The sequence below is a fragment of the Chloroflexota bacterium genome, from assembly GCA_016875535.1.
Taxonomy (GTDB): domain Bacteria; phylum Chloroflexota; class Dehalococcoidia; order SHYB01; family SHYB01; genus VGPF01.
On the sequence record VGPF01000002.1, the window covers coordinates 110,768 to 137,559 of the forward strand.

At 61.3% G+C, this 26,792-nt stretch carries 22 protein-coding genes, 1 tRNA gene and 1 rRNA gene; 15 read left to right on the forward strand and 9 right to left on the reverse strand.

Features of this window, described 5'->3' with window-relative positions; genetic code table 11:
* Positions 1-34: 34 nt before the first annotated feature.
* The 4 genes from FJ039_01350 to rrf all read right to left on the reverse strand — a co-directional run bounded on the left by FJ039_01350 (position 35) and on the right by rrf (position 4,908).
* Positions 35-643 (reverse strand): hypothetical protein, encoded by a 609-nt coding sequence (locus tag FJ039_01350; GenBank protein MBM4404821.1) that lies wholly within the window; start codon positions 641-643, stop codon positions 35-37.
* Positions 644-719: 76 nt separating this feature from the next.
* Positions 720-3,215 carry an ATP-dependent Clp protease ATP-binding subunit gene (locus FJ039_01355; protein MBM4404822.1) on the reverse strand — a complete coding sequence of 832 codons (2,496 nt, stop codon included), beginning with the start codon at positions 3,213-3,215 and terminating at the stop codon, positions 720-722.
* 120 nt (positions 3,216-3,335) lie between these two features.
* Positions 3,336-4,580 carry a S1 RNA-binding domain-containing protein gene (locus tag FJ039_01360; protein ID MBM4404823.1) on the reverse strand — a complete coding sequence of 415 codons (1,245 nt, stop codon included), beginning with the start codon at positions 4,578-4,580 and terminating at the stop codon, positions 3,336-3,338.
* 210 nt (positions 4,581-4,790) lie between these two features.
* A 5S ribosomal RNA gene (rrf, locus tag FJ039_01365) occupies positions 4,791-4,908 on the reverse strand.
* 127 nt (positions 4,909-5,035) lie between these two features.
* On the opposite strand from rrf, the gene FJ039_01370 reads away from it, so the two are divergent.
* Both FJ039_01370 and FJ039_01375 read left to right on the forward strand, forming a co-directional pair.
* Positions 5,036-6,223 (forward strand): thiolase family protein, encoded by a 1,188-nt coding sequence (locus FJ039_01370; protein ID MBM4404824.1) that lies wholly within the window; start codon positions 5,036-5,038, stop codon positions 6,221-6,223.
* 35 nt (positions 6,224-6,258) lie between these two features.
* Positions 6,259-6,333 (forward strand) — tRNA-Ala (locus FJ039_01375).
* A 12-nt stretch (positions 6,334-6,345) separates the two neighbouring features.
* Here the strand turns inward: FJ039_01375 and FJ039_01380 are convergent.
* Positions 6,346-6,984: a hypothetical protein gene (locus FJ039_01380; GenBank protein MBM4404825.1), complete on the reverse strand. Its 639-nt coding sequence runs from the start codon at positions 6,982-6,984 to the stop codon at positions 6,346-6,348.
* A 380-nt stretch (positions 6,985-7,364) separates the two neighbouring features.
* Between FJ039_01380 and FJ039_01385 the strand changes: the two genes are divergently transcribed.
* The 5 genes from FJ039_01385 to FJ039_01405 all read left to right on the forward strand — a co-directional run bounded on the left by FJ039_01385 (position 7,365) and on the right by FJ039_01405 (position 13,066).
* A complete protein-coding gene (locus tag FJ039_01385) occupies positions 7,365-9,869 on the forward strand; it encodes a hypothetical protein (GenBank protein ID MBM4404826.1) in 2,505 nt (834 codons plus the stop codon).
* Between the two features lie 10 nt (positions 9,870-9,879).
* Positions 9,880-10,797: a hypothetical protein gene (locus FJ039_01390; GenBank protein ID MBM4404827.1), complete on the forward strand. Its 918-nt coding sequence runs from the start codon at positions 9,880-9,882 to the stop codon at positions 10,795-10,797.
* A gap of 125 nt (positions 10,798-10,922) precedes the next feature.
* On the forward strand, positions 10,923-11,120 hold the full coding sequence (locus FJ039_01395) for a hypothetical protein (GenBank protein MBM4404828.1): 198 nt from the start codon (positions 10,923-10,925) through the stop codon (positions 11,118-11,120).
* On the forward strand, positions 11,117-11,413 hold the full coding sequence (locus FJ039_01400; GenBank protein MBM4404829.1) for a hypothetical protein: 297 nt from the start codon (positions 11,117-11,119) through the stop codon (positions 11,411-11,413). The genes FJ039_01395 and FJ039_01400 overlap by 4 nt, the downstream gene beginning before the upstream one ends.
* Positions 11,414-11,428: 15 nt before the next feature.
* Positions 11,429-13,066, forward strand: coding sequence for a cyclic nucleotide-binding domain-containing protein (locus FJ039_01405; GenBank protein ID MBM4404830.1), 1,638 nt, complete (start codon positions 11,429-11,431; stop codon positions 13,064-13,066).
* A 6-nt stretch (positions 13,067-13,072) separates the two neighbouring features.
* On the opposite strand, the gene FJ039_01410 is transcribed toward FJ039_01405, so the two are convergent.
* Both FJ039_01410 and FJ039_01415 read right to left on the reverse strand, forming a co-directional pair.
* The gene (locus FJ039_01410) at positions 13,073-13,864 is read right to left on the reverse strand and encodes a hypothetical protein (GenBank protein MBM4404831.1); all 792 of its coding nucleotides are present in this window, start codon (positions 13,862-13,864) and stop codon (positions 13,073-13,075) included.
* Positions 13,865-13,881: 17 nt separating this feature from the next.
* On the reverse strand, positions 13,882-15,189 hold the full coding sequence (locus FJ039_01415) for an MFS transporter (GenBank protein ID MBM4404832.1): 1,308 nt from the start codon (positions 15,187-15,189) through the stop codon (positions 13,882-13,884).
* Positions 15,190-15,314: 125 nt separating this feature from the next.
* On the opposite strand from FJ039_01415, the gene FJ039_01420 reads away from it, so the two are divergent.
* The 5 genes from FJ039_01420 (at position 15,315) to def (ending at position 20,219) form a co-directional block, all read left to right on the forward strand.
* Positions 15,315-15,854 (forward strand): MogA/MoaB family molybdenum cofactor biosynthesis protein, encoded by a 540-nt coding sequence (locus tag FJ039_01420; GenBank protein ID MBM4404833.1) that lies wholly within the window; start codon positions 15,315-15,317, stop codon positions 15,852-15,854.
* A 6-nt stretch (positions 15,855-15,860) separates the two neighbouring features.
* Positions 15,861-16,607, forward strand: a complete 747-nt coding sequence (gene trmD / locus FJ039_01425; protein ID MBM4404834.1) for a tRNA (guanosine(37)-N1)-methyltransferase TrmD — start codon at positions 15,861-15,863, stop codon at positions 16,605-16,607.
* Between the two features lie 84 nt (positions 16,608-16,691).
* On the forward strand, positions 16,692-17,105 hold the full coding sequence (locus FJ039_01430; protein MBM4404835.1) for a 50S ribosomal protein L19: 414 nt from the start codon (positions 16,692-16,694) through the stop codon (positions 17,103-17,105).
* Positions 17,106-17,146: 41 nt separating this feature from the next.
* A complete protein-coding gene (gene priA, locus FJ039_01435) occupies positions 17,147-19,609 on the forward strand; it encodes a primosomal protein N' (GenBank protein MBM4404836.1) in 2,463 nt (820 codons plus the stop codon).
* Positions 19,610-19,616: 7 nt separating this feature from the next.
* The gene (gene def, locus FJ039_01440) at positions 19,617-20,219 is read left to right on the forward strand and encodes a peptide deformylase (GenBank protein MBM4404837.1); all 603 of its coding nucleotides are present in this window, start codon (positions 19,617-19,619) and stop codon (positions 20,217-20,219) included.
* 23 nt (positions 20,220-20,242) lie between these two features.
* Here the strand turns inward: def and FJ039_01445 are convergent, their stop codons facing one another.
* Complete coding sequence (locus FJ039_01445; protein ID MBM4404838.1) at positions 20,243-20,494, reverse strand: hypothetical protein; 252 nt, start codon at positions 20,492-20,494, stop codon at positions 20,243-20,245.
* Between FJ039_01445 and FJ039_01450 the strand changes: the two genes are divergently transcribed.
* From FJ039_01450 to FJ039_01460, 3 genes are read left to right on the forward strand one after another with little or no spacing between them, the layout of a single operon-like run.
* Positions 20,471-21,730 carry an HD domain-containing protein gene (locus tag FJ039_01450; GenBank protein ID MBM4404839.1) on the forward strand — a complete coding sequence of 420 codons (1,260 nt, stop codon included), beginning with the start codon at positions 20,471-20,473 and terminating at the stop codon, positions 21,728-21,730. The two genes, FJ039_01445 and FJ039_01450, sit on opposite strands and share 24 nt — an antisense overlap.
* Before the next feature lie 28 nt (positions 21,731-21,758).
* Positions 21,759-23,123 (forward strand): protein translocase subunit SecD, encoded by a 1,365-nt coding sequence (gene secD / locus FJ039_01455; protein ID MBM4404840.1) that lies wholly within the window; start codon positions 21,759-21,761, stop codon positions 23,121-23,123.
* A gap of 13 nt (positions 23,124-23,136) precedes the next feature.
* The gene (locus tag FJ039_01460; protein ID MBM4404841.1) at positions 23,137-25,830 is read left to right on the forward strand and encodes a hypothetical protein; all 2,694 of its coding nucleotides are present in this window, start codon (positions 23,137-23,139) and stop codon (positions 25,828-25,830) included.
* Positions 25,831-25,892: 62 nt separating this feature from the next.
* Here FJ039_01460 and FJ039_01465 read toward each other — a convergent pair whose 3' ends face one another.
* On the reverse strand, positions 25,893-26,765 hold the full coding sequence (locus FJ039_01465) for a branched-chain amino acid aminotransferase (GenBank protein ID MBM4404842.1): 873 nt from the start codon (positions 26,763-26,765) through the stop codon (positions 25,893-25,895).
* Positions 26,766-26,792 lie beyond the last annotated feature (27 nt).

Consider the following 26,792-nt stretch of genomic DNA (forward strand, 5'->3'; position numbering starts at 1 on the left):
ATGAATCATCCGCGCGAACAATGGGCGCTACTCCTTACCGTATCACCGCCCCCGCGATCCGCAGCTCCGCATCGTTCGTGCGGTCCAGGTAGCCCCGGAGCCGACGCATCCACATCCGCGCCTCCTGGCCCTGGGCAGCTAGCGTGATTTCAGTCCCACCGGGTGCCTCTCGGGCGCCAATTTTGAGGATTGCCGCCCGCATGGGGTTCTGCAGCCCTTGAACCAACGCCGCTTCAGCCATCGCAGGCCAGATGAGCTTTGGCCCCTGGTCGCGGCTGTGCTCGCCCATCTGACTCGGCTTCATCCGGTTCAATTCGCGCCACATCAAAAAGTGGACGTCCGCCTGGAATTGCATCCCTTGCGGCGAGGTGGTGTTCACAGAGCCTGAGGCGAAGTTCCCGAAGCCGTTGGAGGTGAACATCTCGCGGATCACAAAGCGCACGGCGCGCGGCGGGAAGAGGACGGCGGTTTGAAGCGGATGTCGCAGAGGCTTGCGCAGGGTTAGGGCGCCGGCAACTCTGCCGACAGGCGCCCAGCGACGGGCGGTAAGCTCGCGGGACTGCATCTGGAGCCACGCCGCGATGGCCTCCAGCGCCACAGCCGGGGTCACGTTTCGCCTGAGGACCTCAGTCGCTACATCCATCGTCCGGCACCAGACCAGTCCGCTAAAGAAACAGGCTCCCCGCGCGGGGAGCCTGTTGTTCCTGCACTATGCGACCCTACTTCGCCGGCGCAGCCAACTCGGCTCCGGCGACGGCCGGCGCCTCTCCCTGCTCCTTGCGGAGGATGATCTTCTCTTCATCGGCATCCACTACAACAGTGTCGCCCGCATCGAACTCACCCTTGAGCACCGCATCCGATAGGGCATCTTCCACCATGTTCTGGATGGTGCGGCGGAGCGGGCGGGCGCCGTAGGCCGGATCAAAGCCTTTCTTGGCCAGGAGCTCCTTAGCCGCTTGGGTGGCTTTCATGCCCATGCCCTTCTCCAGCATGGTCTTGCCGACGACGTTGAGCATCAGGCCGACGATCTGCTGGATGTGCTCCTGGCTCAGGGCGTGGAAGGTGACCTGAGAGTCTATTCTGTTCAAGAACTCGGGCTTGAAGCGGCGCTTCACCTCACCCAGGACCTTCTCTTTCATCTGTTCGTAGGCGCGCTTGGATTCGATCGCCTCGGTGCCCGTCTGCACAAAGCCCATGGAAGTGCTCTTGCGGATCAGATCGGCGCCGATGTTGCTGGTCATCACGACGATGGCGTTGCGGAAGTCCACCCTGCGACCTTTGGCGTCGGTCAGGTGTCCATCGTCAAAGATTTGCAGGAGGATGTTGAAGACCTCATCGTGGGCCTTCTCGATCTCGTCCATGAGGATCACGCAGTAGGATTTGCGGCGCACGGCTTCGGTGAGCTGGCCGCCCTCGTCATAGCCCACATAGCCGGGAGGCGCGCCGACGAGCCGGGCTACGGTGTGGCGCTCCATGAACTCCGACATATCGAGGCGGATCATGTTTTCTTCGCTGCCGAACATGAACTCAGAGAGAACGCGCACAAGCTCAGTCTTGCCCACGCCGGTAGGGCCAAGGAAGAGGAAGGCGCCGATGGGCCGTCGCGGGTCCTTGAGGCCTGCACGGGCGCGGCGGATAGCCTTCGAGATAACGGTGATCGCCTCATCCTGGCCGATGATGCGCTTGTGGAGATACTCCTCCATCTGGAGGAGGCGCGCCGTCTCTTGCGTGGCCAGACGCGTCACGGGGATACCTGTCCACATGGCTACGACCTGGCTGATGTGCTCGGCGGTGACCTCCGGGCGCTCCTTGGACTGCTCGCTCTGCCACTCCTTTTCAAGTTGCTCCAGGCGCTCGTTCAGCTTGAGTTCGCGGTCGCGAAGCTCGGCGGCATACTCGTACTGCTGGCCGCCGATGGCCTCTTCCTTCTCCTTGCGCACCTTTTCCAGCACCTGCATCGCCTCTTTCACGGAGAGCGGCGTGGTGGCGCTGCTGATGCGCACACGAGAGGAGGCTTCGTCCATCAGGTCAATGGCCTTATCGGGCAGGAAGCGGTCGGAGATATAGCGGGAGGCGAGTTGCGCGGCGGCGCGCAGAGCCTCGTCCGTGATGGTGAGCTTGTGGTGCTCCTCATAGCGGGCCTTGATGCCGCGGAGGATCTCCACCGTATCGTCAACGCTGGGCTCGTCCACCGTCACAGGCTGAAAGCGGCGCTCGAGGCCGGCATCGCGCTCCACGTACTTACGGTACTCGTCCAAGGTCGTGGCGCCGATGCACTGGAGTTCGCCGCGAGAGAGGGAGGGCTTCAGGATGTTTGCGGCATCTACAGCGCCTTCAGCCGCGCCTGCGCCGACCATGGTGTGCATCTCATCAATGAACAGCACACAGTTGCCTGAGGCCTTGATCTCTTCGATGACTTTCTTCAGTCGCTCCTCGAACTCGCCGCGGTACTTGGTGCCAGCAACGAGCGCGCCCATATCGAGCGTGACGAGGCGCTTATTGAGGAGCGTCTCCGGCACTTCGCCACCGACGATGCGATGGGCGAGAGCCTCGACGATAGCCGTTTTGCCTACTCCAGGCTCACCGATGAGCACCGGGTTGTTTTTGGTGCGGCGGCTCAAAATCTGAACTACACGTTCGATCTCCTTGTGGCGGCCGATAACCGGATCGAGCTTGCCTGCGCGGGCGGCAGCGGTCAGGTCAATGCCGAGCTGATCCAGGACCGGTGTGCGCGTTTGGGGGCGCGCCCCCTGGCCTTGCTGCTGGGACATCGTCTGGCTGAGGATGCGGCTGGTCTCGTTGCGCACCTTCTCCAAAGTGACGCCGAGGCTCTCGAGGACACCTGCGGCAACGCCCTCACCTTCGCGCATAAGGCCGATGAGCAGATGCTCCGTGCCGATGTAGCTGTGATTGAGGCGGCGCGCCTCGTCAACAGCAAGTTCGATGACCTTCTTGGCGCGGGGCGTCAGGCCGATCTCGCCGGGCACAGCCTTTTCGCCGCGGCCGATGATGAATTCAACTGCGGAGCGAACCTTGCTCAACTCCACGCCAAGGTTGGAGAGGACACGGGCGGCAACGCCTTCGGTCTCGCGGGCAAGACCCAGGAGGATGTGCTCCGTCCCGATATAGTTGTGGTTAAAGCGCTGGGCCTCTTCCTGAGCCAGGGAGAGCACCCTTCGTGCCCGCTCCGAGAATTTTTCGAATCTACTTGCCATTGTTTTGGCTCCTCGTCGAAGTATTCCGGGCCAATCCTCGCATCTCCGCACATCCCATTTGCTTCGCCCGCATTCGCGGCAAGGTCTCGACCCCCAGCCGCAAGCTATATGCTCTTAAGTTTATGCCTGGGGCTGCCCCTCACTTGAGGCAACAGCCTCGGCGATCTGTGCGGCCATCGCAGTGCTGAGCGCAGGCCGCTCGACCCTTCTGTCGTCTTCGCCGCTCTTGTACTTGGCGAACAACTCCTCCGCTTCGGTCGTCTTCACTTGCTTGATACTTAATCCGATGCGGCGGCGCTCAGGTTCGATTCGCACAACCTTCACGGCAACCTTATCGCCCTCTCTAACGACATCTTTAGGGTGTTGAACCATTTTATCTGAAAGCTCAGAGATATGGATAAGGCCCTCGACGGACCCGTCCAACTGGGCGAAGGCGCCGAACGTCGCGAGTTTGCTGATGGTAGCAGGGATTATCTGACCGATGGTATACGTGCTGGCCACCGCGGCCCACGGCTCCGCCTGGGTGCGCTTCAGGCTCAAGGCGATGCGCTTGGCCTTCCTGTCCACCTTGATGACATAGACATCCACTTCATCGCCAACCTTAACTACCTCTTCAGGAGAACGGACGGACTTCCAGGAGAGCTCCGAGATGTGGATGAGGCCGTCTGCCCCGCCAAGGTCAACGAAGGCGCCGAAGCTGGTGACGCCGCTGATCCGACCTTTGCGGATATCCCCCTCTTTCAGCTCGTCCATGAGGCGGGTCTTTTTCGCCTGTCGGACTTCCTGGCTGGCGGCCCGCTCAGAGAGGATCGCCCGATTACGCTTCTTGTTGACCTCGATGAACTTAAGGTGCAGCTTCTTTCCCACAAGGCCGGAGAGGTCCGGGACCTCCGTGCTCCCGGCAGGCATGCGTGGAACGGAGGATATTTGTGAGAGAGGGATGAAGCCCTGCACGCCCTCCACCATCACGACGGCACCGCCTCTATTGTGGCCGATGACCTGTCCCTCGATGGCCCCGCCGGATTCGGCGTATTCCTGCAGTTTGCGCCAGCCTACTTCCCCAGCCGCGCGGTCCAGGGAGAGGATGGCATGCCCCTCTTCAGATTCAGGGCGGATGACGGTTACGACGATCTTGCCGCCGGGCTTGAACTGGTCCCAGGAATCCATCGGCACACTGCGCATCTCACGCGCGGGGACGACCCCTTCCGTCTTCTGGCCGACGTTCACAAGGAGGCCGTCCTTGTCCACCTTCATAATGACGCCGTCTACAACCTGGCCGCGTTCAAGTGACGTGAAGGTTCGATCAGCTTCATCAAGCAGCCGATCCATCTGGGCGCCGTCATCAGACGGGGGTTTAGTGACCATCGCAGTCAGCCTTCTTCACCAGATTACAAGCATTATAGTTTAGACCCCACCCGGTGTAAAGGTGGCGAAAAGAGGAAATGCCTGTACTCAACCATACGCTCCGGGCCCGCTCGCGGATGGGCTGCGCTTCCTGTAGACAAGCGAAGGCCGTCTGTTTAGGAAGCTGCTGGAAAATCGAAAGGCTCAGCTTGCGCTGAGCCTTCTAAAGTGCCCTGGCAGTGGCATATTTTCCGCGGAGACTTCCGTCCCTAGTATCGTCTGCGCTGGTGCGTTTCACTTCCGTGTTCGGGATGGGAACGGGTGGGTCCACACCGCTCTGACCACCAAAGCCTATGTAGTATACCCCATCCCGTGCCCTCGCTCAACCAGCTCCACCATATCTGATGATTCCTTGACACCCCAAGATTGGATACCTGAGAATACACAAGCCTACTACTTCCGAAAGAGGCCTCCCCATGGACAAACCAGTCATCATTGACGGTGCGCGCACGGCGATCGGCCGCTTCGGCGGCGGCTTCAAAGACTTCTCCGCAGCCGATCTCGGCGGCGTGGTCATCAAAGAAGCGTTGAAGCGCTCCCACGTAGACCCCGCGCAGGTGGACGAGGTGACGGTCGGCAACGTCCTCCAGATGAACAACGATAGCTATACGGCCCGTCTCGCCTCCCTCAGCGCGGGCGTTCCCAAAGAAGTGCCGGCCATGACCATCAACCGCTGGTGCTCCTCCGGGCTGGAGGCCATCAACTTCGGCGCGCAGCTCATCATGACGGGAGAGGCGGAGACCGTCGTAGGCGCGGGCACGGAGAACATGAGCCAGACGCCGTACCTTGTGCCATATGTGGCTCGGTGGGACGGCCTCCGCCTCGGCGATGCCACTCTCAAGGACGGCCTTGTGGGGGCCCTCAACTGCCCGGTGAACCACTACCACATGGGCGTGACTGCGGAGAACGTCGCCTCTCGCTATGAGGTGAGCCGGGACGAGCAAGACAAGTTGGCCCTTCTCAGCCAGCAGCGCGCCGGTCGTGCCCAAAAAGATGGCAGGTTCAAGAAGCAGATCGTCCCTGTCTCCATCCCCCAGCGCAAGGGCGACCCGAAGATCGTGGAGACGGACGAGCATGTCCGCGCCGATACGACGATGGAGGGCCTGGCCAAGCTCCAGCCCGCCTTCAAGAAGGGCGGCACAGTAACCGCCGGCAACGCTTCCGGCCTGAACGATGGCGCGGCGGCCGTGGTGATGATGTCCGCCGCAAAGGCAAAGAGCCTGGGCCTCAAACCGCGCCTGCGCTGGTACGCTCGCGCCGTAGCAGGGGTCGACCCCAGCGAGATGGGGACAGGTCCGGTGCCTGCGGTCCGCAAACTGCTTAAGAAGACCGGCATGTCTATCAAGGACATTGACGTCATTGAGCTGAATGAGGCTTTTGCCGCCCAGGCCGGTTACTGCATCCGGGAGCTTGGCCTGGACATGGAGAAGACAAACATCAACGGCAGCGGCATCTCCTTGGGGCATCCCGTAGGGGCCACCGGCGCCATCATGACGGTGAAGGCGATGGAGGAGCTGGAGCGCACAGGCGGCGAGTTCGCCCTGGTGACGATGTGCGTGGGCGGCGGCCAAGGCGTTGCCACGCTGTTCCAACGCTTGAACTAGCGCTGGGCATCTCCGACAATAGACTGGTTGCGCATGGGGCTGTAGCTCAGCGGTAGAGCATCCGGTTTGCATCCGGGGGGTCAGGGGTTCAAATCCCCTCAGCTCCACCATGCCTTGCCACGCTACGGATCCAACTCTCCGTGAGGGTTCCGCCCATGCAGCGCGCTCAAATAGTGAGGAAGCACACGGGCCTTGTAGACACCCTCTAACTTGTCCATGAGTGCATAGGGGGCCGATTCATAGCAGACTACGGCCTTAGTCTCTTTCTTCACAATCTCTATGACGGTGCCTAGGCTATCGGCAAGGCCGCCTGTGCCTTCCAACACACCGATGACTTTGCCCTCTTCATAGGCGATAGCAAACTCTCCAAGAGTGCCCGAACGTCCGCCTGCGAAAACCACCACGTCGCAGCTTCTGATGTTCTCGATTTCGCGTCCCATCAGCCCGCTGCCAGTGTAGATAATCGTGTCATAGCCAAAGGTTGGTGAGCGGTATTTGGTCACGTGCTCTTCAAGGTTATGGCCGGGTGAAATGCCGACAACAAAGCCGCCGATCTCTTTAGCCCCGGCAACGGCCTCGTGAGGCAGTCCAGGACAGGCTCCCGTGATGAGCACATGCCCGCGCTGAGCGATGGCTCTGCCTAGGTCGCGCAGCACACGGCGTATTCCGTCCGAAATGCTCCCTCCCGCCGACCCCATAACTCCAACAGTCATCCGTGGCAGGAGCACGGGCTGAGGCACGACTGCCGCGTCACGCTGCATGCGCATATGGGTCATTTGGTCTCCCTCTAGCAGAACACGGCCTCTGCACATCTCTCACGAAAGGGGACACTTTCCTTCTTCAAGCTTCCCTGAAAAGGTCTCGCTTGCCCACGGTGCCGGCACCTAATGTGGAGTGAGGGCGTGCATGGTCTCTCCGCTATCTTCCACTCCGGCCGTGGCCCTAAGAACATTCACACCGCCTTCACATTCCACCATCCTTTCTTCACTTCTATCTCACGTCTCTTCATGAAACTTAAAAGGTCGCTCACGTTCAGCCGTCGGCGGATAGAGGCTTAGCGGCGACAGAAGGGACAGCTCTCATGCAGATACTAAAGCTGCGTGTACTTGCAGTAGTCACGGTGCTCGCTCTAGCCCTAAGCTTGATTACCTCAACCATCGTTCTCAGCGCCCCCAGTGCACAAGCTCAACAGCCTCCGCCTCAGGTCCCCAATCCTCAGATACCGACACCCCCGATCCCGGCGCCTCCAACACCTTCGGTCCCAACTCCGCCGCCCCACGGCGGGCCTCCCGATATCAACATCGAGATCCCTAAGGGTACCGGGATTGATATCCCAGCCTTCGCCAAGGAAGCACTCTCCGACCAAGAGTTTATTGACGTCTTCTGCGCAACGGCGCGCTGGCAGACGCAAATCTTCTTCGATGTGATGGACGTGATGAGCGCCGCCATGCCCAAGGTGCACGCTGCAGCGAAGAGGTCGGGCGTTGACCTCACGATCCCCGATATCGGTAAAGCGAAGAGCGAAGGTGAAGCAAAGCTCAGTGCGCTCTGCGCCGTGAAAACTGTCGCGCAAGCCCAAGACAGCCTCACGGACTTGCTGACGTTCGCGAACGATCAGCGCACCCTATTCATGGGCATGGGCCAGTTGATTGAGCAGCAGATGACGGCCGCAGGGACACGGCTGCAGGCCTCGATCGAAGGGCAGCTCACCCAGTTCGTCAACGCGGAAGCATCACGCCTCCAGGCAGAGATCGAAGGTGCGGTTTCGGGCTTCGTCGCCTCCGCTCTCGCCGCCGCCGGCCCAAGGCCGAACCCGGCCGCGATCACCGCTGCCGTCACGGCACAGGTGAACGCCTTAGTGGCGCAGAAAGAGACAGAACTGACCCAGCGCATCCAAGCGCGTGTGGATAGCATCGTGGCCGCGGAGACGGGGTCTCTGCGCGAGATCGAAGAAGTGCTGACGGAAATGGGCAAGCAGATTGACCCGTTGATCCTCAACGGTTCGGCGAAGGCCCAGGCCTACAAGAAGCAGGCGCTGGATAAACGGAAAGCCCTTGTCAGCAAGATGATTGATGCGAACATCGCGAAGGCCAGGGCCCAGATGGAGCCCTATCGGAAGGACCTTGATGCCGCAAAGGCGAAGGATCCCACTGTTAAAAGCATTGACGATATCACCGCCCAGCTGAACAGTGAACGCCGGACGCTTGAGCGCACTATTGACGAACTCTTCGCGCCAAACATCATCAGCGCCGAAGCTGAGGCACGATTCCGCGCAGCTGTGGAAGAGTTCGCCCAGCGATGGGAGAACCTCTCCAAGGAAGCCGGCAAGACCAAGATAAGCTGGGCGACCCTTATCCAGATTGTGCGGCCTCAGCTTGCAGCGGCTAAGGCCCAATTGCAGCAAGCCCTCCAGGAAATCAACCAGGTCCAAGCCCAGGCGACAGGCAAGACAGACTCCCAAAGCCTGGCCGTCAATGCGCTTGCCTCCGACCTCAATGCCCTCAAGGGCCGAATCAACGCGCTGGTCACTCGCGTTGATTCAGCTATCTCCACGCTGGATGGGCCCGCGCCCGCCGAACTGCCCCAGTCCTTCCTTGACCAGCTCACCGCACTACAGAAGGACGGCGAAGCTCTCTTAGCTGATGTGAAAGGCGTGGACTACAAGGCCACAAAGCGGCTCTCTCTGCTCATCCAAGCAGAAGACCAGTTCGCTGCATCAGTCGCACGGCCGGGCACCTCTTGGGACTCCACCGAGGAAGTGCGTCCATCCTGGAGGAAGGATTGGATAGGGACTGGGGATTGGTACCTCTCGCGCGGAGGGGACAAGCTCTCCTATCGCTTCGATGTCCCGAACGATGGCGTCTTTTACATCTGGGTGAGGGACATGCGCGACGATAAACACCCCTACGGTGCACGCAGCATCAATATCGCCATAGACGGCAAGCTCCTAGGTGAATTCAACGAAGTACAGCAAGCCAATGATCGCTTCCTCTGGCACCGTTTGACTGCCCAGGGCGATGCGACCAGACCCTTTACCGTCGCCATTTCCGCGGGCTCACATGTCATGGAAGTCTCCAAGGCGCGGACGACCTCAGCCGCCGCTGTTCTGGACGCCTATTACTTCACCACAGATGCACAAGAGACACCCCCGACGGTGTTGCCCACCCAGCCGAAGCCTCCGAAAGTAGAGAGTATCCTGCGGCAAGCTGAAGATGAAACGTCCGCCTCCGTAGCCAAGCCGGGCACGTCATGGGACTCACGCGAGGAGATCCGCCCATCTTGGAGGCCGGGCTACACCGGCGAAGGCGTGTGGTACATCTCCCGCCGGGGCGATAAGCTGACCTACCAATTCACGGTCCAATCTGACGCTGAGTTCTACCTCTGGGTCCGCGATCTGGACGATGGCAAACACGCACCGGGCGCCCGGAACGTCATCTTGGACATTGATAACGGAGCGTATCGCTTCAATGCGGGAGACGCGGTCACAAAGGACAACCAGTTCCACTGGAGACGGGTCGGCCAGAGCATCCGCATCCGCCTCAAGCCCGGCACCCATACGCTGGTCATCGAAAAGCCGGCGACTACATCCGCGGCCTTTGTGATTGACGCCTTCCTCCTCACTACTGACCCCCAGGCGGTTCCCTAAGGGGACAGCCATGAACACCCACAGCAACTCACGGATCGCCATACTAAAGTTCGCCGTCCTCGGCCTTCTGTTGGTCGCTCTCCTCGCGCCCACAGTCGCCCATGCCCAAGCGAAAAAGCCGCCGACACTTAAGATTGACAAGCCCGCCAACGGCGCCACGGTGCGCGACACGGTCACTGACCTGAAGTTCAAAGTCTCCAATTTCAAGCTCAGCACAAAGGGCATCGGCGGTGCACCGAAGAGCGGCGAAGGCTACTTGCGCATCGAAGTGAACGGCGCGCTGCTCGCGGCGACAGCCGGCACAAGCATGAAAATCACAGGCTACACTGTTGGAGCAAATACCATCGTGGCCGAGTTGATGGACTATGACCGCACGCCCCTTGAGCCATCCGTTCGCATCGAATCGTCCTTCACCTACCAGGCGACGGGGAGGACCGTGAAGCCCGATAGCAAGACCCTCCACGTTCAGAGCGCCCTTACCGCGATTCCGACGACGGCCCCGACGGCACGGCCGACGCTTCCTGCCGCACCACCCCCGCCTTCCACAACATCCACCCCAACGTCGCCTCCTGCCCTCACCCCATCTCGCCCATCCTCACCAACGGCCGCGACGCCGCCAACGGCGACACCCAGCGCAACCGTTGCGCCCACGCCGACAGGCCCGACATTGACGAGCGCCCTTGGCAACCTCTCCACTTTTAGTTTCGGCAACCTTCAGCCAACCCCGGGATTCGATAGCGTCTCCGGCTTGAATGTTGGTGACGTCTCCTTGCCCACCGGCTACCTCTCACCTACCGGTTCGAACCTGAACTTCAACTATCAAAGCTTCTACGCGCTGCAAACGCCGACCATCCCCCAAATCACCATCCCTCCGGGCATCCCCACTGGCCCGGGAGGCGGCTTCCCAATGCCTCCGCCTGGGTTCTAGGGCTACGTTAAAACCGTGGCTGCACCACAAGCCCGGAATCTCCCGGGCCTGTCGCTCTTCCATGGGTTGCCTTCCTCGATTGACGGCAATAGACTAAGAGGTACCCTCTCCGGATGTGCCATCTCATGAGCCTCACCGCCGCGGAACGAACCGAACTAACCACCCTCTTCAGCAACCTTGTCGCTCGCATCCATGACCTCCCGCTTTCCAACATCCAGTCGCTGTGGGACATTGACGAGCGTATGAAGAGCGACCGCCTAACCGCTGACGACTTGAAGCGCCTCCGCGAGTTGACCGCGCACATTGCCTCAAAGCCCAGATGAAGACGTTAGAGATCGCCTTCCTTGGCGATGCCACCTACCGCCCGAGCGAGATCGTTGCCGATCTGCGCAACGCCACGGAGAGCTTCTTCCATCCCATGCGCATCGTCGGCTATTGGGACGACCCTTCGAACGATCATACCTGCCCGCAATCCCTCTTCGGCCGGAGATGCCCCCATGTCCTGCCGCAGGGAGACGCCGGGCGCGTGGACTACCTAGAGACAGTCCAGCGAGACCTCAACGCCGTCCTGCACATCCACTATCCGCACGCTCGCGTCCATTTCTATCTGGGATAATGTGAGCGACCCCTCATGAACCCCCTCCATTCTCCGGCAACCTCCCAAGCGCCTCGCGTTGTTATCCTCGGCGGAGGCTACGGAGGCATCTACGCCGCCCTTGGGCTACAGAAACAAGCAAAACGCGGACACATCGCCCTCTCCTTGATCAGCCGGGACAATTACTTTCAGTTCCAACCCATGCTGGCTGAGGTTCTCTCCGGAAGCATCGAGCCGCCGCACGTCGTGAACCCCATCAGGCGACTCTGCAAGCATCTGGACTTCCACCAGGCAGAAATTATTGGTGTTGACACCAAGAACCGATGTGTGAGCGTCCGCTATCCCGGGCAAACGTCCGATCACACGATCTCCTACGACCACCTGCTCGTAGCCGTCGGCAGCGGCAGCGACCTTACGATGCTCCCAGGCATGTCTGAACATGCCTTCGCCTTCCGCAGCATCGGCGACGCCTTCCGCCTCCGGAACCACATCATCGGCATCCTGGAAGAGGCCGAGGTGGAAGAGAACCCGCTCCGCAAGCAGGCGCTGATGACCTTCGTTATCGCCGGAGGCGGGTACACAGGCATCGAAGTGGCTGCGGAGATCAACTCCTTCGTGAAGGAAGCGGCCAAGAGCTATCGCAAGGTCCGCCCGTCAGATGTGAAAGTCATCGTGCTTCAAGCCATGGACCGGATCCTCCCAGAGCTTACACCCGACCTGGCCGCATTCAGCCATCGCATCCTCGAACACCGCGGTATCGACATCCGCCTGAAAACGCTCCTTAAGGGAGCGACAGCCGAACGGGCCATACTCGCCGATGGAACCGCGATCCTCACCCGTACCCTTGTGGCCGCCATCGGCTCCTCCACGAATCCCGTTGTACGCACACTGAGCGGCGAGCACGATAAGAAGGGCCGCCTGGTCACCGATGAGCTGCTCCGCGTCCGCGGTCTGGAAAACGTCTGGGCTGTCGGCGATTGCGCCTCCATCCCAGACCTCGTAACCGGCGGCGCCTGCCCGCCGACTGCCCAATACGCTCTTCGTGAATCGCGGCACGTCGCGAAGAACATCAAGGCAGTTGTCAGCGGCAGACAGCCCAAGCCCTTCCGATTTAAGATCCTCGGCGTCTTTGTCCCGCTCGGAAGGTTCACCGGAGCTGCGCAAGTCTTCAACCTGCGCCTCTCCGGCTTTGTCGCGTGGTTCCTCTACCGAACCTATTATCTCTATCAATTGCCGCGCGTGGAACGGAAGCTTCGCGTCCTGATCGATTGGAATCTGGAACTCTTCTTCCGCCGCGATATCGTCAAGCAAGAGGTCCACGCCAGCGACGCCGTCGCCCGCGCCCATTATGAAGAGGGGGAGACGATCTTTTCGGAAGGTGAAATCGCCAACCGCTTCTATATCATCCTGAAGGGCAAAATCCAGATATCACGCCTGCGCAACAGCCACCGGGAGGAAATCGCGACCCTGGGTCCGGGTGAGTTCTTCGGCGAAGTTTCTCTCTTGCGCGGGGGGATGCGCACTGCAACCGTTCGCGCCGTCACGCCGGTGGATCTCCTGACGATGGACGGGACCGACTTCCGCGCCATCGCCAGCACATCGAAGCAGTTCAACGAGATGATCGAAGAGACGATTCGCCGCCGGGCTCAGATGCCCCCGCAGCAGCATAGATAGCTTCGGCTATTTCAGTTTCTTCAGCACATCCGTGTAGCGCTTCACACAAGCCTTATCGCCTTTGCCCATCATCGTCTCAGGGCGGTATTGGATATGCATCGGCAGCCCGTGGTTCACGCCCTGAAAGAGCGAGGTTCTCGCCCCGCACATCATCTGGCACACCACTTCCTTGTGTACCTGTTCCCGGGGCGCTCGCGCAACATACGGGCAGTGCCAGTTGGTCACCTTCACCTGGTGCGGGCTGACCTCCACGGTGGACTGGATGTCCATGGCGCGAAAGCTCACGTTCATCATATCCGCCAGCTCGGTGAGGCTCTTCAATTCGCCGCCGCGGGCGCTCATCATCTCCCACATCCACCGCCTGCCCGATTCGCTCAGCCCCTTCGCCACGATCAGCTCCGCGTCATGGGCCGGCATCGTTGTTTTCAGGTCGCGGTAATAGCCTAGGGTCAGATTGCCCACGAATTGGAGCGTATGGTTCCACTTCACTTCAGACGGCACCGGCATGCGAACCATCATCCCTCGCGCAAGCCTCTTAAAGGGGCGCATGGCGAGATTGAAGACAGGCGTTAGGAGAAGCACAAGCCGCGCAACGAGGAGCAAGAGCCAGACACCGACCTTCCGTAGCCCCATGATCGGAAGCAACAGAATGGTGAGGAGGACTTTGCCGGGATGGCTCTTGGCGTCCTCCACAGCGCTCTCCTCCACCGCTTCCGGAGTCTGGAAGATCGGGGGCGGCAGGTGCTGCGGTCGTGCTCCCGCCGGTCGCTCACGCAGTTTGGTCGCTGATGTGCTCATGTCATGCCCCTACAGTGCTATAGACGGATCGCCAGGATCGAAGCGATGAACGCGGCTATTGCGGCAATCACGAAGGCAGGGAAGTAGCCGAAAAATCCGGCTACCTGGCCGCCGACGATCGCTCCAGCCGCCAGCGCCATAAAGCTGAATGCAGTGAAATGCCCGGAGGCCGTGCCTTTTTGACCTGCCGGTGCGAGGTAGACCAGGCGGTTGCCTCCGGACGTCGCCGTTGCCGCCCACGTCAACCCGGAAAAGGCCATCAGGCCGATCACCGCTAGGTGGGCCGGAGTGCCGGTCAGCACAAGCCCCACGAGCCCGATGCACAGGAACGCGGCGCTGCGCCCCAGGCTTCCCAGGGCGTGAAGGCGCGCCGGCATCATCTTGCCCATGTTGTGCGCCACATGAGGCATCGCAAGCCCCGCCGCCAGGTTGAAGACCGTGGAGCCGATGACAACCTTGTACACCTCTGCATCAAGCTCCTGCATCATGTAGGCGGGATAGATGCCGCCCATAATGCCGATGCCGAAAAAGAGAACCATCGTTGTAAGAAAGAGATTCTTCAGGCCATCGCTATACGCTGTCTTGTGTTTCCAGGTGATCGGGCCGCTCTTCGCCATCGAGGCGGGCTTCGCGAGGGCCGCAGACCGTGGTGGCGCCGTCTCTTGACCTCCGGAAGCCCCGTGCTTCTGATGGTCCGCGGGGCGCAGCCACAGCAATGCAAAGGCGATGGCGATGCAGCACATGATCGCGCCGAGTACGAAAAGGATGCGGATGCTGTTCGCCTCGCCGATCATCCTCCCTCCCACAAAGAGCCAGAGCACGCACAGGCCGAAGGCCGTGGCGGTGCCGAGGGAGTTCATGGCGCTCAATCGCGCCTGCTGGGTCGCCCACTCGGACCGCCGGAAAAGACGGGTTAAGACGATAGGCACTACAGGCCCAGCGGAAACAAAGACGATTCCCCACCCGATACACAGGACAACCAACACCATGGGATTGTTTGTGATGGCAAAAGCAATCATCAGGGTCGCGGCTGCGGCAAAGACCATAGTCAGATACTTCCGCGGCGATTGCACCCGATCAACGACCTTACCCACCCCGAACGGCGCGATGGCTGAAAGCATATCTCCAAGGGCCTCAATCAACGCAACCACCCCGACCCCCGCTCCCAGTGCGGAAGCAAAAACAAGAAGGAGAGAATCGGCGGTGTTGGTGGCCATCGAGTAGAAGTTAAAGGCGAAGGGCCACCGCTTCAGCCTGCTGGCCTGGATGTGCTCAGCGGCTGTCCGCAGTTGCAGCGAACTGAAGGTCCGGGACGTTGTGGCCATGACATCTCCCCTGGTGAGCAGGGAACAAGCTAGTTTTGAACCAGTTCAATACCAAGTCTATCATTAGGCCGCCCCAGGGTCAATCTTCAGAGCCCGCACCCGGTGCTATTATGGTGCCTCAGCCCATGATTACCGTCGGCATCCTTACCATCAGTGACGCCGCGTCCCGAGGTCAGCGTGTGGATACCAGCGGCGAAAATATCGCCAAGCTCGTATCCAGGCTGGATGCCGCCGTCAAGGCACGCAAAGTCATCCCGGATGAGGCTGCCCAGATCGCCGAGACATTCAGGACTTGGGCGGACGTTGAACACCTCGACCTCATCCTTTCGACAGGCGGCACCGGTCTTGCCCCTCGAGATGTCACGCCCGAAGCCACCCGCCAAGTGATAGATCGCGAGGTGCCGGGACTCGCCGAATGGATGCGCGCCGAGAGCGCCAAGCGCAACATTCATGCCGTCCTCAGCCGGGGAGTGGTTGGAGTGCGGGGCCAGACGCTTATCGTGAATCTTCCAGGCAGCCCCAAAGGCGTCAGCGAGATGCTGGAACTGATCATGCCCGTCTTACCCCATGCCATCCAAATCATGAAGGGCGTTCAGGACGACCACACTCCTCCCAAGGCTGACTCGCACAAGCACCACGACCACAGAGAGCACCACCACGACTAGGCCCGCATGAAGATTTCAGTTCTTACGCTCTTCCCCGGCATGTTCACGGGGCCGCTTACCGAAAGCATCCTTAAGCGGGCAGTGGAATCCGGCATCGTCACGATCGCCCTCAGCAACATCCGAGACTTCACCCACGATAAGCACAACGTAGTGGACGACACCCCGTACGGCGGCGGACCCGGGATGCTCATGAAGCCCGCCCCGCTTGCAGAGGCCATAGAAGTCGCCAATCGTACCGCAAAGGATAAAGCGCGGGTGATTCACCTCTCTCCCCAGGGCCGGGTGCTCACGCAGGGCCTGGTAAAGGAACTCGCGAGAGAAAAACATCTCATCCTGGTCTGCGGCCACTATGAGGGGGTAGATGAGCGGGCCGCCGCAACACTCTTTGATGATGAGGTGAGTATCGGCGACTACGTTCTCACCGGCGGGGAGCCTGCCGCCTGGGTGCTCATAGATGCCGTGGTCCGCCTCCTGCCGGGCGCGTTGGGCGACCCCGGCTCGCCCGCACACGATACCTTCTCCGACGGCCTCATCCAGTACCCACAGTACACACGCCCGCCGAACTTCAACGGCATGCCCGTGCCTGATGTTCTCCTCAGTGGCGACCACCGGGCCATCGCTAAATGGCGCAGGAGGCAGTCTATCCTGCGAACACTGACCCGTCGTCCTGACCTACTGGAAGGGGCGGGCATCTCCCCGGAAGAAGTGGCCGATGCCCTCCGTTGGGCCTCTGAACAGAAGAGTGACACCTAAGGCTGTCCCGCAGCCTAGAGGTGTGGTATCCTATCCGAGTGCCCGCCTCTTGGCGGACGTTATTTTTCCTGAAGGCAAACTGCTATGGACGCACGCAAACTTTTCGAGATTAAGGCAACCATCAAGGTCCCGGACCTGAAGCCTGGAGACACGGTCAACGTCAAGTCCCAGGTCAAGGAAGGCGATAGGACACGCTCCCAATCCTTCCAGGGCGTTGTCGTCCGGGAAGGCGGCTCCGGCCCCTCCAGGTCTTTCACCGTCCGCCGCATCGCCCACGGTGTCGGCGTCGAGCGCACCTACCTGGTGCACTCGCCGCTCCTTGAGTCCGTGGAACTCTTGCGCAAAGGCTCCGTCCGCCGGGCAAAGCTTGGCTACCTGCGCGGCCTCTCCGCCCGCGATGCCCGCATCAAGGAAAAGGGCAGGCTCGCTGCTGAAGAGGCGGCCGAAGCTGCGCCTGCCGCAGAAAAGCCAGTCGCTCCGGCCGAAGCCAAGAGCTAACCGCTTCCAGACTCCCTTAATCCGCTGCGTAGGAGCGCGTGATGACCTACGCGGAAATCGCCGTTGACGCCCCTGCCGGTCAGGGTGACACCTTTACTTACAGCGTCCCTGCCGGGCTGCGCCTTCGTCCAGGCCAGCTTGTAGAAGTCCCCTTCGGCCCGCGTCAGGCCCCAGGCTTTGTCTTCACCCTCTCAAAGACCACGGCGTACCCCGGTGAGCTCCGTCAGGTCACCCGGGTCATTGACGAACGGCCCTGGCTCTCGGATGTCCAGATCGCGCTCGCCAAATGGGTCTCCACCTACTATCGCTCGCCCGCCTATGCCGCCGCCGCCCTCGTCGTCCCGCCCGACCTTCGCCAGCGTGTGACCACTATCTATAGCCCGGTGCCCCAGCCCACATTAGAACAGGTCCGCGGCATCAAAGAGCCGGCGGCAAAGCTCCTTGGACACCTCGCCTCCTCCGGTCCATCAGCCCAGGGGGCTCTGGAGAAGCGCTTCGGCAAACGGCTTGCCGCTTCGGCCCTCCGCATCCTTGTCTCTCGCAATCTCGTCCAGCGCTCATGGCTCTTCGCCAAGCCCAAGGTGGGGCCGAAACTTGCCCCGGTCGTCTTCCTTGCCGTCTCCCTGCCAAAGGCTCTCGCCGAAGTATCGCGCCTCGAATCCACCGGCAAGCCCGCCGAAGCAAAGCAGGCGCTGCTCCTTCTTGATATCGCCCTTTCCGGCGAAGAAGGAGCCTTCGAATCTAGCCTCCGCCGGAGCCATACGGCCGTCACAACAACCCTTGCCTCCCTTGAAAGGCGCGGCCTGGTCCAACGCTCCCGCACGCGCGTCATGCGCGACCCGCTGGCAAACATCAGCCCTGCAAAGAGTGCGCCCCTTACATTGACGGCTGAACAGCAAGCCGCGTGGAACGCCGTAGAAGCTGCGATCGCCGCCAAGCCGTCCGCGCGAAAACCCCTGCTCCTCTTCGGCGTTACAGGCAGCGGCAAGACCGAGCTCTACATACGCGCCCTTGAGCGCGTCGTCCGGCAAGGCAAGCGCGGCATCGTGCTTGTCCCGGAGATCGCGCTGACGCCGCAGATCGTGGAGCGCTTTGCAGAGCGTTTCCTTGGGCGGGTCGCCGTCCTCCACAGCGGCCTCACGCCAGGTGAGCGCTTCGATGAGTGGTGGCGCATCCATGAGGGCGAAGCGAGCGTCGTCATCGGCTCGCGCAGCGCCATCTTCGCCCCACAGCCCGATCTCGGACTTATCGTCCTGGATGAAGAGCACGAATGGACCTACAAGCAGGAAGAGAACCAGCCCCTCTATCACGCGCGCGACGTGGCCTTGAAGCTCGCCGAACTGACCGGCGCCACCGTCATCCTTGGAAGCGCCACACCTTCGCTGGAGAGCTACCACTGCGCCCTCACCGGCCGGTATCAGCTCCTAGAGCTGAAGGAGCGCATCGGCGCCTCGCTTGAGACCGGGAAATCAGGCGCCCTTGCCCAGGTCAGCATCGTGGATATGCGGGAAGAGCTGAAAGGCGGCAACTCCAGCATCTTCAGCAACGCCCTCCGCTCCGAGATGCACCGCGCCCTTGCCGCTGGCGAGCAAGTGATCCTCTTCCTCAACCGCCGAGGCGCGGCGACCTTCGTCCAGTGCCGCGATTGCGGCTACGTCGCCAGGTGCCGCCGCTGCGATTCGCCCCTCACCTACCACAGCGATGCCGCCGACCTGGAGTGCCATCGCTGCGGCTATCATGTGCGCGCCCCAAGCCTCTGCCCCGAATGCGGCGGCAGGCGCATCCGCTACATGGGCCTCGGCACCCAGCGGCTGGAGGAAGAGACGGCTCAGGCATTCCCTGCGGCGCGCCTCCTGCGGTGGGATCGCGATGTGACGCAGGCGCGCGGCTCCCATGAGGCCATCGTCCGCCGCTTCATCGCCCACCAGGCGGATGTGCTCATCGGCACGCAGATGCTCGCCAAAGGCCTGCACATCCCCAGCGTCACTCTCGTCGGTGTCGTCAATGCCGATATCGGTCTCCACTCGCCGGATTTTCGCGCCGCCGAGCGCGTCTTCCAAGTCCTCACCCAGGTGGCTGGGCGTTCCGGACGCGGCGAGCGTCCGGGCCGGGTCATCTTCCAGACCTATTCCCCGGACAACTATGCCATCCTGGCCGCCGCGACCCAGGACTACCCCGCCTTCTTTGCAGATGAGGTGCGGCGTCGCATGGAGCTTGGCCTCCCGTTGCTTACGCGCATCGCCCGCCTCCTCTTCCAGCACACGAACCGGCAAGCCGCCCAAGAAGAGGCTGAAAAGACGGCCAACCACCTTTCCGTCACTGCAGATACGCTTGGTCTTCCTGGAACAAAAGTGATTGGGCCTGCCCCTGCGCCCTACGAACGCCTGCGGGGACGCTATCGCTGGCAGGTGCTGGTCCAAGGCCTTGACCCCAACGCCCTGCTCGATGCCGTCAAGCTCTCCAAAGAATGGCTGGTGGACATAGACCCGCAGCATATGATGTAGCGAACCCATAAGCCCTCCTTTGCGAAGGGGAAATGCCTCCCCTATAATCAGGTTGAACGTAGCGTCCGTCACGCGTCCCTTGAAAGGTATCCAAGTGGCCGTCCATCCAGTCCGCCAAGCGCCGGACCCGGTGCTGAGCACAAAGACAAAGCGCGTCACAAAGATCGACGCCAAGATCAAGCGATTGATCGAGGATCTATTCGATACGATGGTCGCTGAGCATGGTGTCGGTCTTGCCGCGAATCAGATCGGCGTGCCTCTTCGCGTGGCCGTCATCGTCATCCCTGCCGCGGAGGATGCGCCGGAGGAGCGCTACGTCCTTATCAACCCGGAGTTCGTGAAAAAGGGCGGTCAACGAACGATCAGCGAGGGCTGCCTAAGCGTCGCAGGCTACCGGGGAACGATCACCCGCTCCGAATGGGTCAAGGTCAAAGCGCTGAATGCAGAAGGCAAGGAGTTCCGCCTGAAGGCGGAAGGACTTCTTGCCCAGGCCTTGGAGCATGAGATAGACCACTTAGACGGCGTCCTCTATGTGGATCGCCTCCGCGAGCAGGGCGGGCTCGAGACGTTGCAAAAGGTCGAAGAGACGCCCGAGCCGGTAGAGGCCTAGGTCCCCCCATCGGCGGTCAAGCCTCAAGTAAGAGACTCGGAGGAATCGCCATCCGCATTCCTGCCGATACCGTAGCCCTCCTCACCCATGTTCGCGCTATCCTTGCCGCCCACAACGCGGAAGGCTTTCTCGTCGGCGGCGCCGTCCGCGATCTGGTCATCCCGCGCCCAACCGCTGATCTTGACGTGGCCGTCTCCGGCAATGCGCGCCATCTGGCAGAGAGCCTCGCAAAAGCCCTCGATGGCCACTTCGTGCCTCTGGATGAAGAGCGCCACGTCTACCGCATCGTCCTTCCTTCCAATAGCCACTATATTGACCTCAGCGCCCTCCAGGGGAGTCTGACGCAGGACCTCAGGCGGCGCGACTTCACCATTAACGCCCTCGCCCTTCCGCTTGAACACGTAGAAGCGCCTGACATCAAAAGGCATGTCGTTGATTTGGCCAACGGATCAGACGACATCACAGCTCGCCGCATCCGGCTCGTCTCCGATGAGGCGCTCCGCGACGACCCATTACGCCTCCTCCGCGCCGTCCGCCTCGCCACGCAGCTTGGCTTTACGATAGACGGCTCTACCGAAGCCGCCATCAAACGGGAGGCCCACCGCATCGCCACGGTAGCTCCCGAACGCGCCCGTGATGAGTTCTCCAAAATCGTCGGCTTTCCAGGGGCGGCCGCACGCCTCCAGCAGTTGGACGATTACCGGCTTCTTACCACCCTGATCCCGGAACTGGAAGAGGCCCGTGGCTGCGGCCAGCCGAAGGAGCACTACTGGGACGTTCTCCAGCACTCCATGCAGATCGTCGGTTATGTGGAGCGTGTTGCCCGCCAATCACTCCCGGAGGACTCGCCTATCGGCGATGTTCCGTGGGACCAAGCGTACATTAACTACTTTGGCGAAAAGATCAGCGGCGGCAGAGACCGGCTCTTCCTGCTCAAGCTTTCCGCCTTACTCCACGATGTCTCAAAGCCCGCTACCAAAACCGTGGAAGCCGGCGGACGCATCCGCTTTTTTGGCCACCCCAAAATAGGGGCTGATGTCACGAAAAACATTATGGAAAGACTGCGCTATAGCAACCGGGAGACGCGCATCGTCGTATCTACAGTATTGGAACACCTTCGCCCCGGCCTTATCACCCGGGAGGCAACGGGCCCCACCAGGCGCGCCGTCTACAGATTCTTCCGAGATGCCGGAGAGGCCGCTGTAGACACCCTCTTTCTCAGCTATGCCGACTACCTGGCGGCTAGAGGCCCCCTCCTGGACATGAAAGACTGGAAGCAGTATTCCAAACGGATTTCTGGTATCCTGGAGGCTTGGCGGCAGGCTTCACCAGAAGTCAGGCCGCCGAAACTTATTGATGGACATGACCTTATTCGAGAGCTTGGCATGGACCCCGGCCCAAAGGTAGGCACTCTTCTGGAGGCTGTCTACGAAGCCGAGGCGGCGGGCGAAGTGGCAACCCACGCCCAGGCCATCGCCCTCGCGAAGCGGTTGAAAGACCAAGCCCGATAACGCGAAATACTCTCACAAAGAGGCGAAGATGCCTGTGCGCCTGACCAAGAAAAGACTCCAGCTCCTCTTCGTTGCCGTCTTGATCGGCCTCTCCCTCACCGTCCTGGTGATGAAGACGATTTCCATCGGTGATTTCGAGCGCGGCTCCAACGACACCCCTCTGGGTCTGCGGCTCGGCCTCGATCTCCAGGGCGGCACTCACCTCGTCTACCGCGCGCAGACCGGCGGCGTCACCAAAGACCAGATGCGCGGCGTCGCTGACGCTATCGAGCGGCGGGTCAACGGCTACGGTGTTGCTGAAGCCGTTGTCCAGCTGAAGGGGGCCAATGAAGTTGTCGTCCAGCTTCCCGGCATCAAGGACATTGACGAAGCGAAGCGACTCATCGGCAGCACGGCCCAGCTCGATTTCCGGCGCTGCGCGGTCCCCAATAGCTCGGCGGCTGCCTGTCCCAACTGGGTTCCCGCCACCGGCAGAGGGAACGGCGGCATAGAAAAGCACCTCACGGGCAAGTTCATGCGGCCCACCTCCCAGCTAGTGAACGATCCCCAGACAGGCCTCCCGGAAGTGGCCTTTGAATTCAACAACGAGGGTGCGGGCATCTTCGAACAGATCACCAGCTCCCTCATCGGCCAACCCCTCGGCATCTTCCTGGATAACCAGCTCATCTCCGCCCCCACGGTCCAATCAACCATCTCCGATAGAGGCCGCATCACCGGCTTGACCTCTCAGGAAGGCCGCCGCCTCGCCATCCAACTCAACGCTGGTTCGCTCCCCGTTGACGTCCGCGTTGTTCGAGAGGAGGCCGTCTCCGCCACCCTCGGGAAAGACTCGCTGGACAAGAGCTACGTCGCGGCCGCCATCGGCCTCGGGCTCGTTATGCTCTTCATGGTTCTCTACTACCGCCTGCCTGGGCTGGACGCCGCGATCACTATCGGCATCTATACAGTGATCGTCCTTGCCATCTTCAAGATGCTGAACGTGACCCTTACCCTGCCCGGCATCGCGGGCTTCGTCATCTCCGTCGGTATGGCCGTTGACGCAAACGTCATCATCTACGAGCGCCTGCGCGAAGAGCTGCGCGGCGGACGCGGCCTCGGCGGCGCCATCGCCACCGGCTTCGACCGCGCCTGGAACGCCATCCGCGATAGCAATATCACCACCATCATCACCATGGCCATCCTTTGGTGGTTCGGCGATCGGCTGGGAGAGCCGAAGGTGACCGGCTTTGCCATCACCCTCATCATCTCCCTCCTCGTCGGCATGTTCTGCGCCCTCTTTATCAGCCGCCTCTTCTTGCGGCTCTTCGTGGGCACCAAGTACGCGGACCGAACGAATCTCTTTGCCCCAGTGAAAACATCCGAAACATCCGCCCGCACAGCCTTGGGCGCGTGAAGCAGGAGCCGCCGTGATCGACTTTGTACGCTATCGGAAATGGTACTTCCGCCTCTCGCTGGTGATCGCGGTCGTCTGCATCATCGCTCTGGCCGTCCCCAAGCACCTCCCCTTCGGCCTGGAGTTCTCCAGCGGCAGCTCCATCACCGTTGACTTCAAGGAGCCCGTTGAGATAGACCAGGTGCGCGCCAAGCTTGCCGCCGTCGGCATCGAAGACGCCACCATCCAGAAGACGGGCGACACTTCCTTCTTCATCCGCACGGAAATCATCGAAGAAGGCCTCGCCGCTATCCTGGAAAGGGACTTCGGCAAGGTCACCATCACGAGCCTTGAGGACGATGCGGCGAACCTCGCTTTGAACATCGTCTTCACGGATGCCGTGCCGCTCCGGGAACTCCGGGAAGGCTTCGGTTCGACGAAGCCCACGGGCCTCATCGCTGAACGCGCGGGAGCCAACACCTACTTCGTCAGCTCCCTACAACTGAGCAAGGAGACCTTGGATAAGGCCGCCGCCCTCTGGGAGCAGAAGTACGGCAAGACCGAGCGCATCACCTTCGAAGCCGCAGACGACTTGGCTATCACCATGAAGTTCAAGGCTGCCGTCACAGCGGCCGACGCCTCCAAGGAACTGACCGACCGCGGGATCCAGGGCGTCGTGACCGCCAATACAGCCGCCGATACCCTGATTGTCGCCGCGCGCACCGTCACCGCGGAAACCCGCGAGACGCTTATCAAGACCCTCACGGACAAGTTCGGCGAGGCCGAGCAGGCCCCCTTCCCCTTCGATAAGGGCCAAGCTGTCATCTTCCGCTTCACAGACCCCGTTTCCCTGGAGAGCGTCGTGACCGCCCTTGGCGGCGCCCGGTTGAGTGAGCTGGCGGGCGAAAACGTGACCCTCTTCCGCCTCAACGATGGCTCTTACATCACAACGGCTTCGGCCATGACGGAGGAAGAGGCGGCCGCCCTCGTGAAGCGGTTCGAAGATGCCCTGGGAACGGTAACCCGCGTCAATCTGACCGCTCAAGACCTGGCCGTCACGGTGAACTTCGGAGCGGCCTTCAGTCTAGATACGCTTCGTCAGCATGTGAATCGCTTCGGCGCGGGCAAGGGCTTCTCCGACCCCTTCGGCACAAAGGGCCAGGCCGCCTCCCTCGTTGTTGAAGAGATAAGCGCTACGGACCGCGAAGGCCTTCTGACGGCGATCAAGGAGAGCTTCGGCGAGGCCAATCGCACCGTCTTTGACGGCCCGGAGGGCTTCGCCTCCATCTTCCGCTTCACGGCGCCTCCGGCAACCGTGACGGCGGCCGACGTAGAGGCTGAGCTGAAGTCCGGCGGCGTAGAGGGCGCTTCTGTGGTTGCCGCAGGCGAAAACCGCTTCTTCATCGGCATCGCGGCGATTGATACAGGCGCCAAGGCCCTCACTACACAGCGGCTCCAGGGCCGCTTCGGCCCGGCTGAGATAACGCCCCTAGACCTGACGAAGTCGCTCGCTCTCACCCTCGATTTCGGAGAGCCTTCGATAGCCCGCAACAACCTTGTCGCCTCGATCGAAGATGTCTTCGCTGAAAAGCAGGTCTCCGTGCTCCACAGCGCCGCCAACACCTTCACCCTCGTCGCGCGCGGCGTCTCAGCGGCCGACCAGGAGAAAATCCTCAAGCAACTCGAAGGCGAATTCGGCGTTGCGGTGAAGACCCAACTCGTCACCGATGCCGGAAAGGCCTTCACGGTCGCCTTTACTGATAGCGCGAAGGTCTCAGCCGCGGCGCATGAGTCCTTCATCATCCACAAGACCGGCCCTAACGCCTTCTTCCTTGGCGGCACCAAGGTGTCTGCCACACAACAGGCGGCTGCGCTGCTCGGCCTTGCCCAGACTCACGGCCCTATCGGCCAAAGCAGCTTCAACTACGTCACAAGTCTCGCGCAGCAGCTCACCTTAACTCGCGCCGTCACACCGGACGAGTTGAAAGCCGCCATCGAGCCCTTCGGCTACAAGGACACGACGATTGAGGCCCGCGATGGCGGCCTCTTCATCCGAGGTCCGCGCCCGCTCGATGACCAGCGGAGCACCATCCTCCGCACCCTTGAGGGGATCGCCCCCATCAACCGCGACACGGTTGAGTTCTCCTCCGTTGACTCGGAGATCGCCAAACGCTCCATCCTCAACACCACCTGGGCCGTCCTCGCAGGTATCATCGGCATCCTTATCTACCTCTGGTGGGCCTTCCGGAAAGTGCCCAAGTCCTACCGCTACGGCGTCGTCGCGACCATTGCCATGTTTCAGGACGTCCTCATCGTCCTCGGGGCCTTCGGCATCCTCGCCAAATTCACCGAGGTCGAAATCAACTCCCTCATGGTCGTCGGCATCCTCTCTGTCATCGGCTATAGCGTCAATAACACCATCATCGTCCTCGACCGCATCCGCGAGAATCTCGCCGATAGGACCGCTCGGGATTTTGAAACCTACGTAAACATCGCACTGAACCAGACCCTCACGCGCAACTTTAACACCAGCATCACCACCCTCATCACCATCCTCGCTGTCCTCTTCTTCGGCGGCCCCACCGTGCATGACTTCATGTACGTCTTTCTTATCGGTGTGCTCGCGGGCGTTTATAGCTCCCTCTTCATCGCGCCGACGCTCCTTGTCTCCTGGGAGAGGGGCGAGCTGAGAATGCCGTTCTCCTCCAAAAAGAAGGCGGCGGCCTAGGCCCGAGTCGAACGCAAGGGAGAACCTGTGTTTGGTGCTCCCGGAGGTGCAGGAGAAGGCCGTTAGCGCCTGCCCGTCTCTTCGCGCACCTGCCGCGTATACGCCTTCTGCAGCTCTCGCGTCACCGGGCCGGGATTGCCGCCGCCGATCGGCCTGCCGTCCACCTCAACCAGCGGCATCACTTCAATGACGGCGTTGGTGAGAAAGGCCTCTTCCGCCAGCAAAAGCGCCCACCGGAGGAGCTTCCCCTCATGCACGCGCCGTTCCGTCGAACGGGCCAGTTCAAGGACCGTCTTCCGCGTGACGCCGGGCAGGATGCCGCAACCCAAAGACGGGGTGTACAGCGTGCCCCGTCGCACGAAAAAGATATTGCTCGTCGCCCCTTCGGCTACATCGCCCTGCTCATTCAGCAGCAGCGCCTCATCAGCTCCGCTCTCCCTGGCCTCAGCGCGGGCCATGAGATGCTCTACGTAGCTCGTCGCCTTGACCCTTGCCGCGCGCGACGTGCTGCTCCTTCGGACGGAGGCGAAGATCGCCGTGTACCCGGATCGAGCGACCTTTTCAAGGCCGGGAGGAAGCTCAGCGCACGTCACAAAGACGTTCGGCGACCCCTTGGCCGGAAATACCGGCCCGTCGCCCCCGGACCCCGCCGTCACCGTCACGCGGATCCGCGCCTCTCGAAGCCTGTTGCGGCTCAGAACCCCGGCGATGGCCCCGGCGATAGCTTCACGCTGCCCCCGGATAGCTATGCCGAAGCTATCGGTGTTCGCGATGAGCCTGTCCAGGTGATCGCCCAACCGGAAAACGACGCCGTCATAGGCCCGCATCGTATCGAAGACCCCGTGGCCGTAGAGGACGCCTTGATCAGTGATCGGAAGGCTGGCCCTTTCGATACTCATGTACCGGCCGTTGAGATAGACGATTGGGGATGGCATTGGGGCTCCTTGCAGTCTTTATTCTAC

What these genes read in the sequence shown, in the direction of transcription:
- FJ039_01350 (MBM4404821.1), bottom strand. Translation starts at nt 643, where the DNA reads ATGGATGTAGCGACTGAGGTCCTCAGGCGAAACGTGACCCCGGCTGTG.
- FJ039_01355 (MBM4404822.1), bottom strand. Translation starts at nt 3,215, where the DNA reads ATGGCAAGTAGATTCGAAAAATTCTCGGAGCGGGCACGAAGGGTGCTC.
- FJ039_01360 (MBM4404823.1), bottom strand. Translation starts at nt 4,580, where the DNA reads ATGGTCACTAAACCCCCGTCTGATGACGGCGCCCAGATGGATCGGCTG.
- FJ039_01370 (MBM4404824.1), top strand. Translation starts at nt 5,036, where the DNA reads ATGGACAAACCAGTCATCATTGACGGTGCGCGCACGGCGATCGGCCGC.
- FJ039_01380 (MBM4404825.1), bottom strand. Translation starts at nt 6,984, where the DNA reads ATGCAGCGTGACGCGGCAGTCGTGCCTCAGCCCGTGCTCCTGCCACGG.
- FJ039_01390 (MBM4404827.1), top strand. Translation starts at nt 9,880, where the DNA reads ATGAACACCCACAGCAACTCACGGATCGCCATACTAAAGTTCGCCGTC.
- FJ039_01395 (MBM4404828.1), top strand. Translation starts at nt 10,923, where the DNA reads ATGAGCCTCACCGCCGCGGAACGAACCGAACTAACCACCCTCTTCAGC.
- FJ039_01400 (MBM4404829.1), top strand. Translation starts at nt 11,117, where the DNA reads ATGAAGACGTTAGAGATCGCCTTCCTTGGCGATGCCACCTACCGCCCG.
- FJ039_01405 (MBM4404830.1), top strand. Translation starts at nt 11,429, where the DNA reads ATGAACCCCCTCCATTCTCCGGCAACCTCCCAAGCGCCTCGCGTTGTT.
- FJ039_01410 (MBM4404831.1), bottom strand. Translation starts at nt 13,864, where the DNA reads ATGAGCACATCAGCGACCAAACTGCGTGAGCGACCGGCGGGAGCACGA.
- FJ039_01415 (MBM4404832.1), bottom strand. Translation starts at nt 15,189, where the DNA reads ATGGCCACAACGTCCCGGACCTTCAGTTCGCTGCAACTGCGGACAGCC.
- FJ039_01420 (MBM4404833.1), top strand. Translation starts at nt 15,315, where the DNA reads ATGATTACCGTCGGCATCCTTACCATCAGTGACGCCGCGTCCCGAGGT.
- trmD (MBM4404834.1), top strand. Translation starts at nt 15,861, where the DNA reads ATGAAGATTTCAGTTCTTACGCTCTTCCCCGGCATGTTCACGGGGCCG.
- FJ039_01430 (MBM4404835.1), top strand. Translation starts at nt 16,692, where the DNA reads ATGGACGCACGCAAACTTTTCGAGATTAAGGCAACCATCAAGGTCCCG.
- priA (MBM4404836.1), top strand. Translation starts at nt 17,147, where the DNA reads ATGACCTACGCGGAAATCGCCGTTGACGCCCCTGCCGGTCAGGGTGAC.
- secD (MBM4404840.1), top strand. Translation starts at nt 21,759, where the DNA reads ATGCCTGTGCGCCTGACCAAGAAAAGACTCCAGCTCCTCTTCGTTGCC.
- FJ039_01465 (MBM4404842.1), bottom strand. Translation starts at nt 26,765, where the DNA reads ATGCCATCCCCAATCGTCTATCTCAACGGCCGGTACATGAGTATCGAA.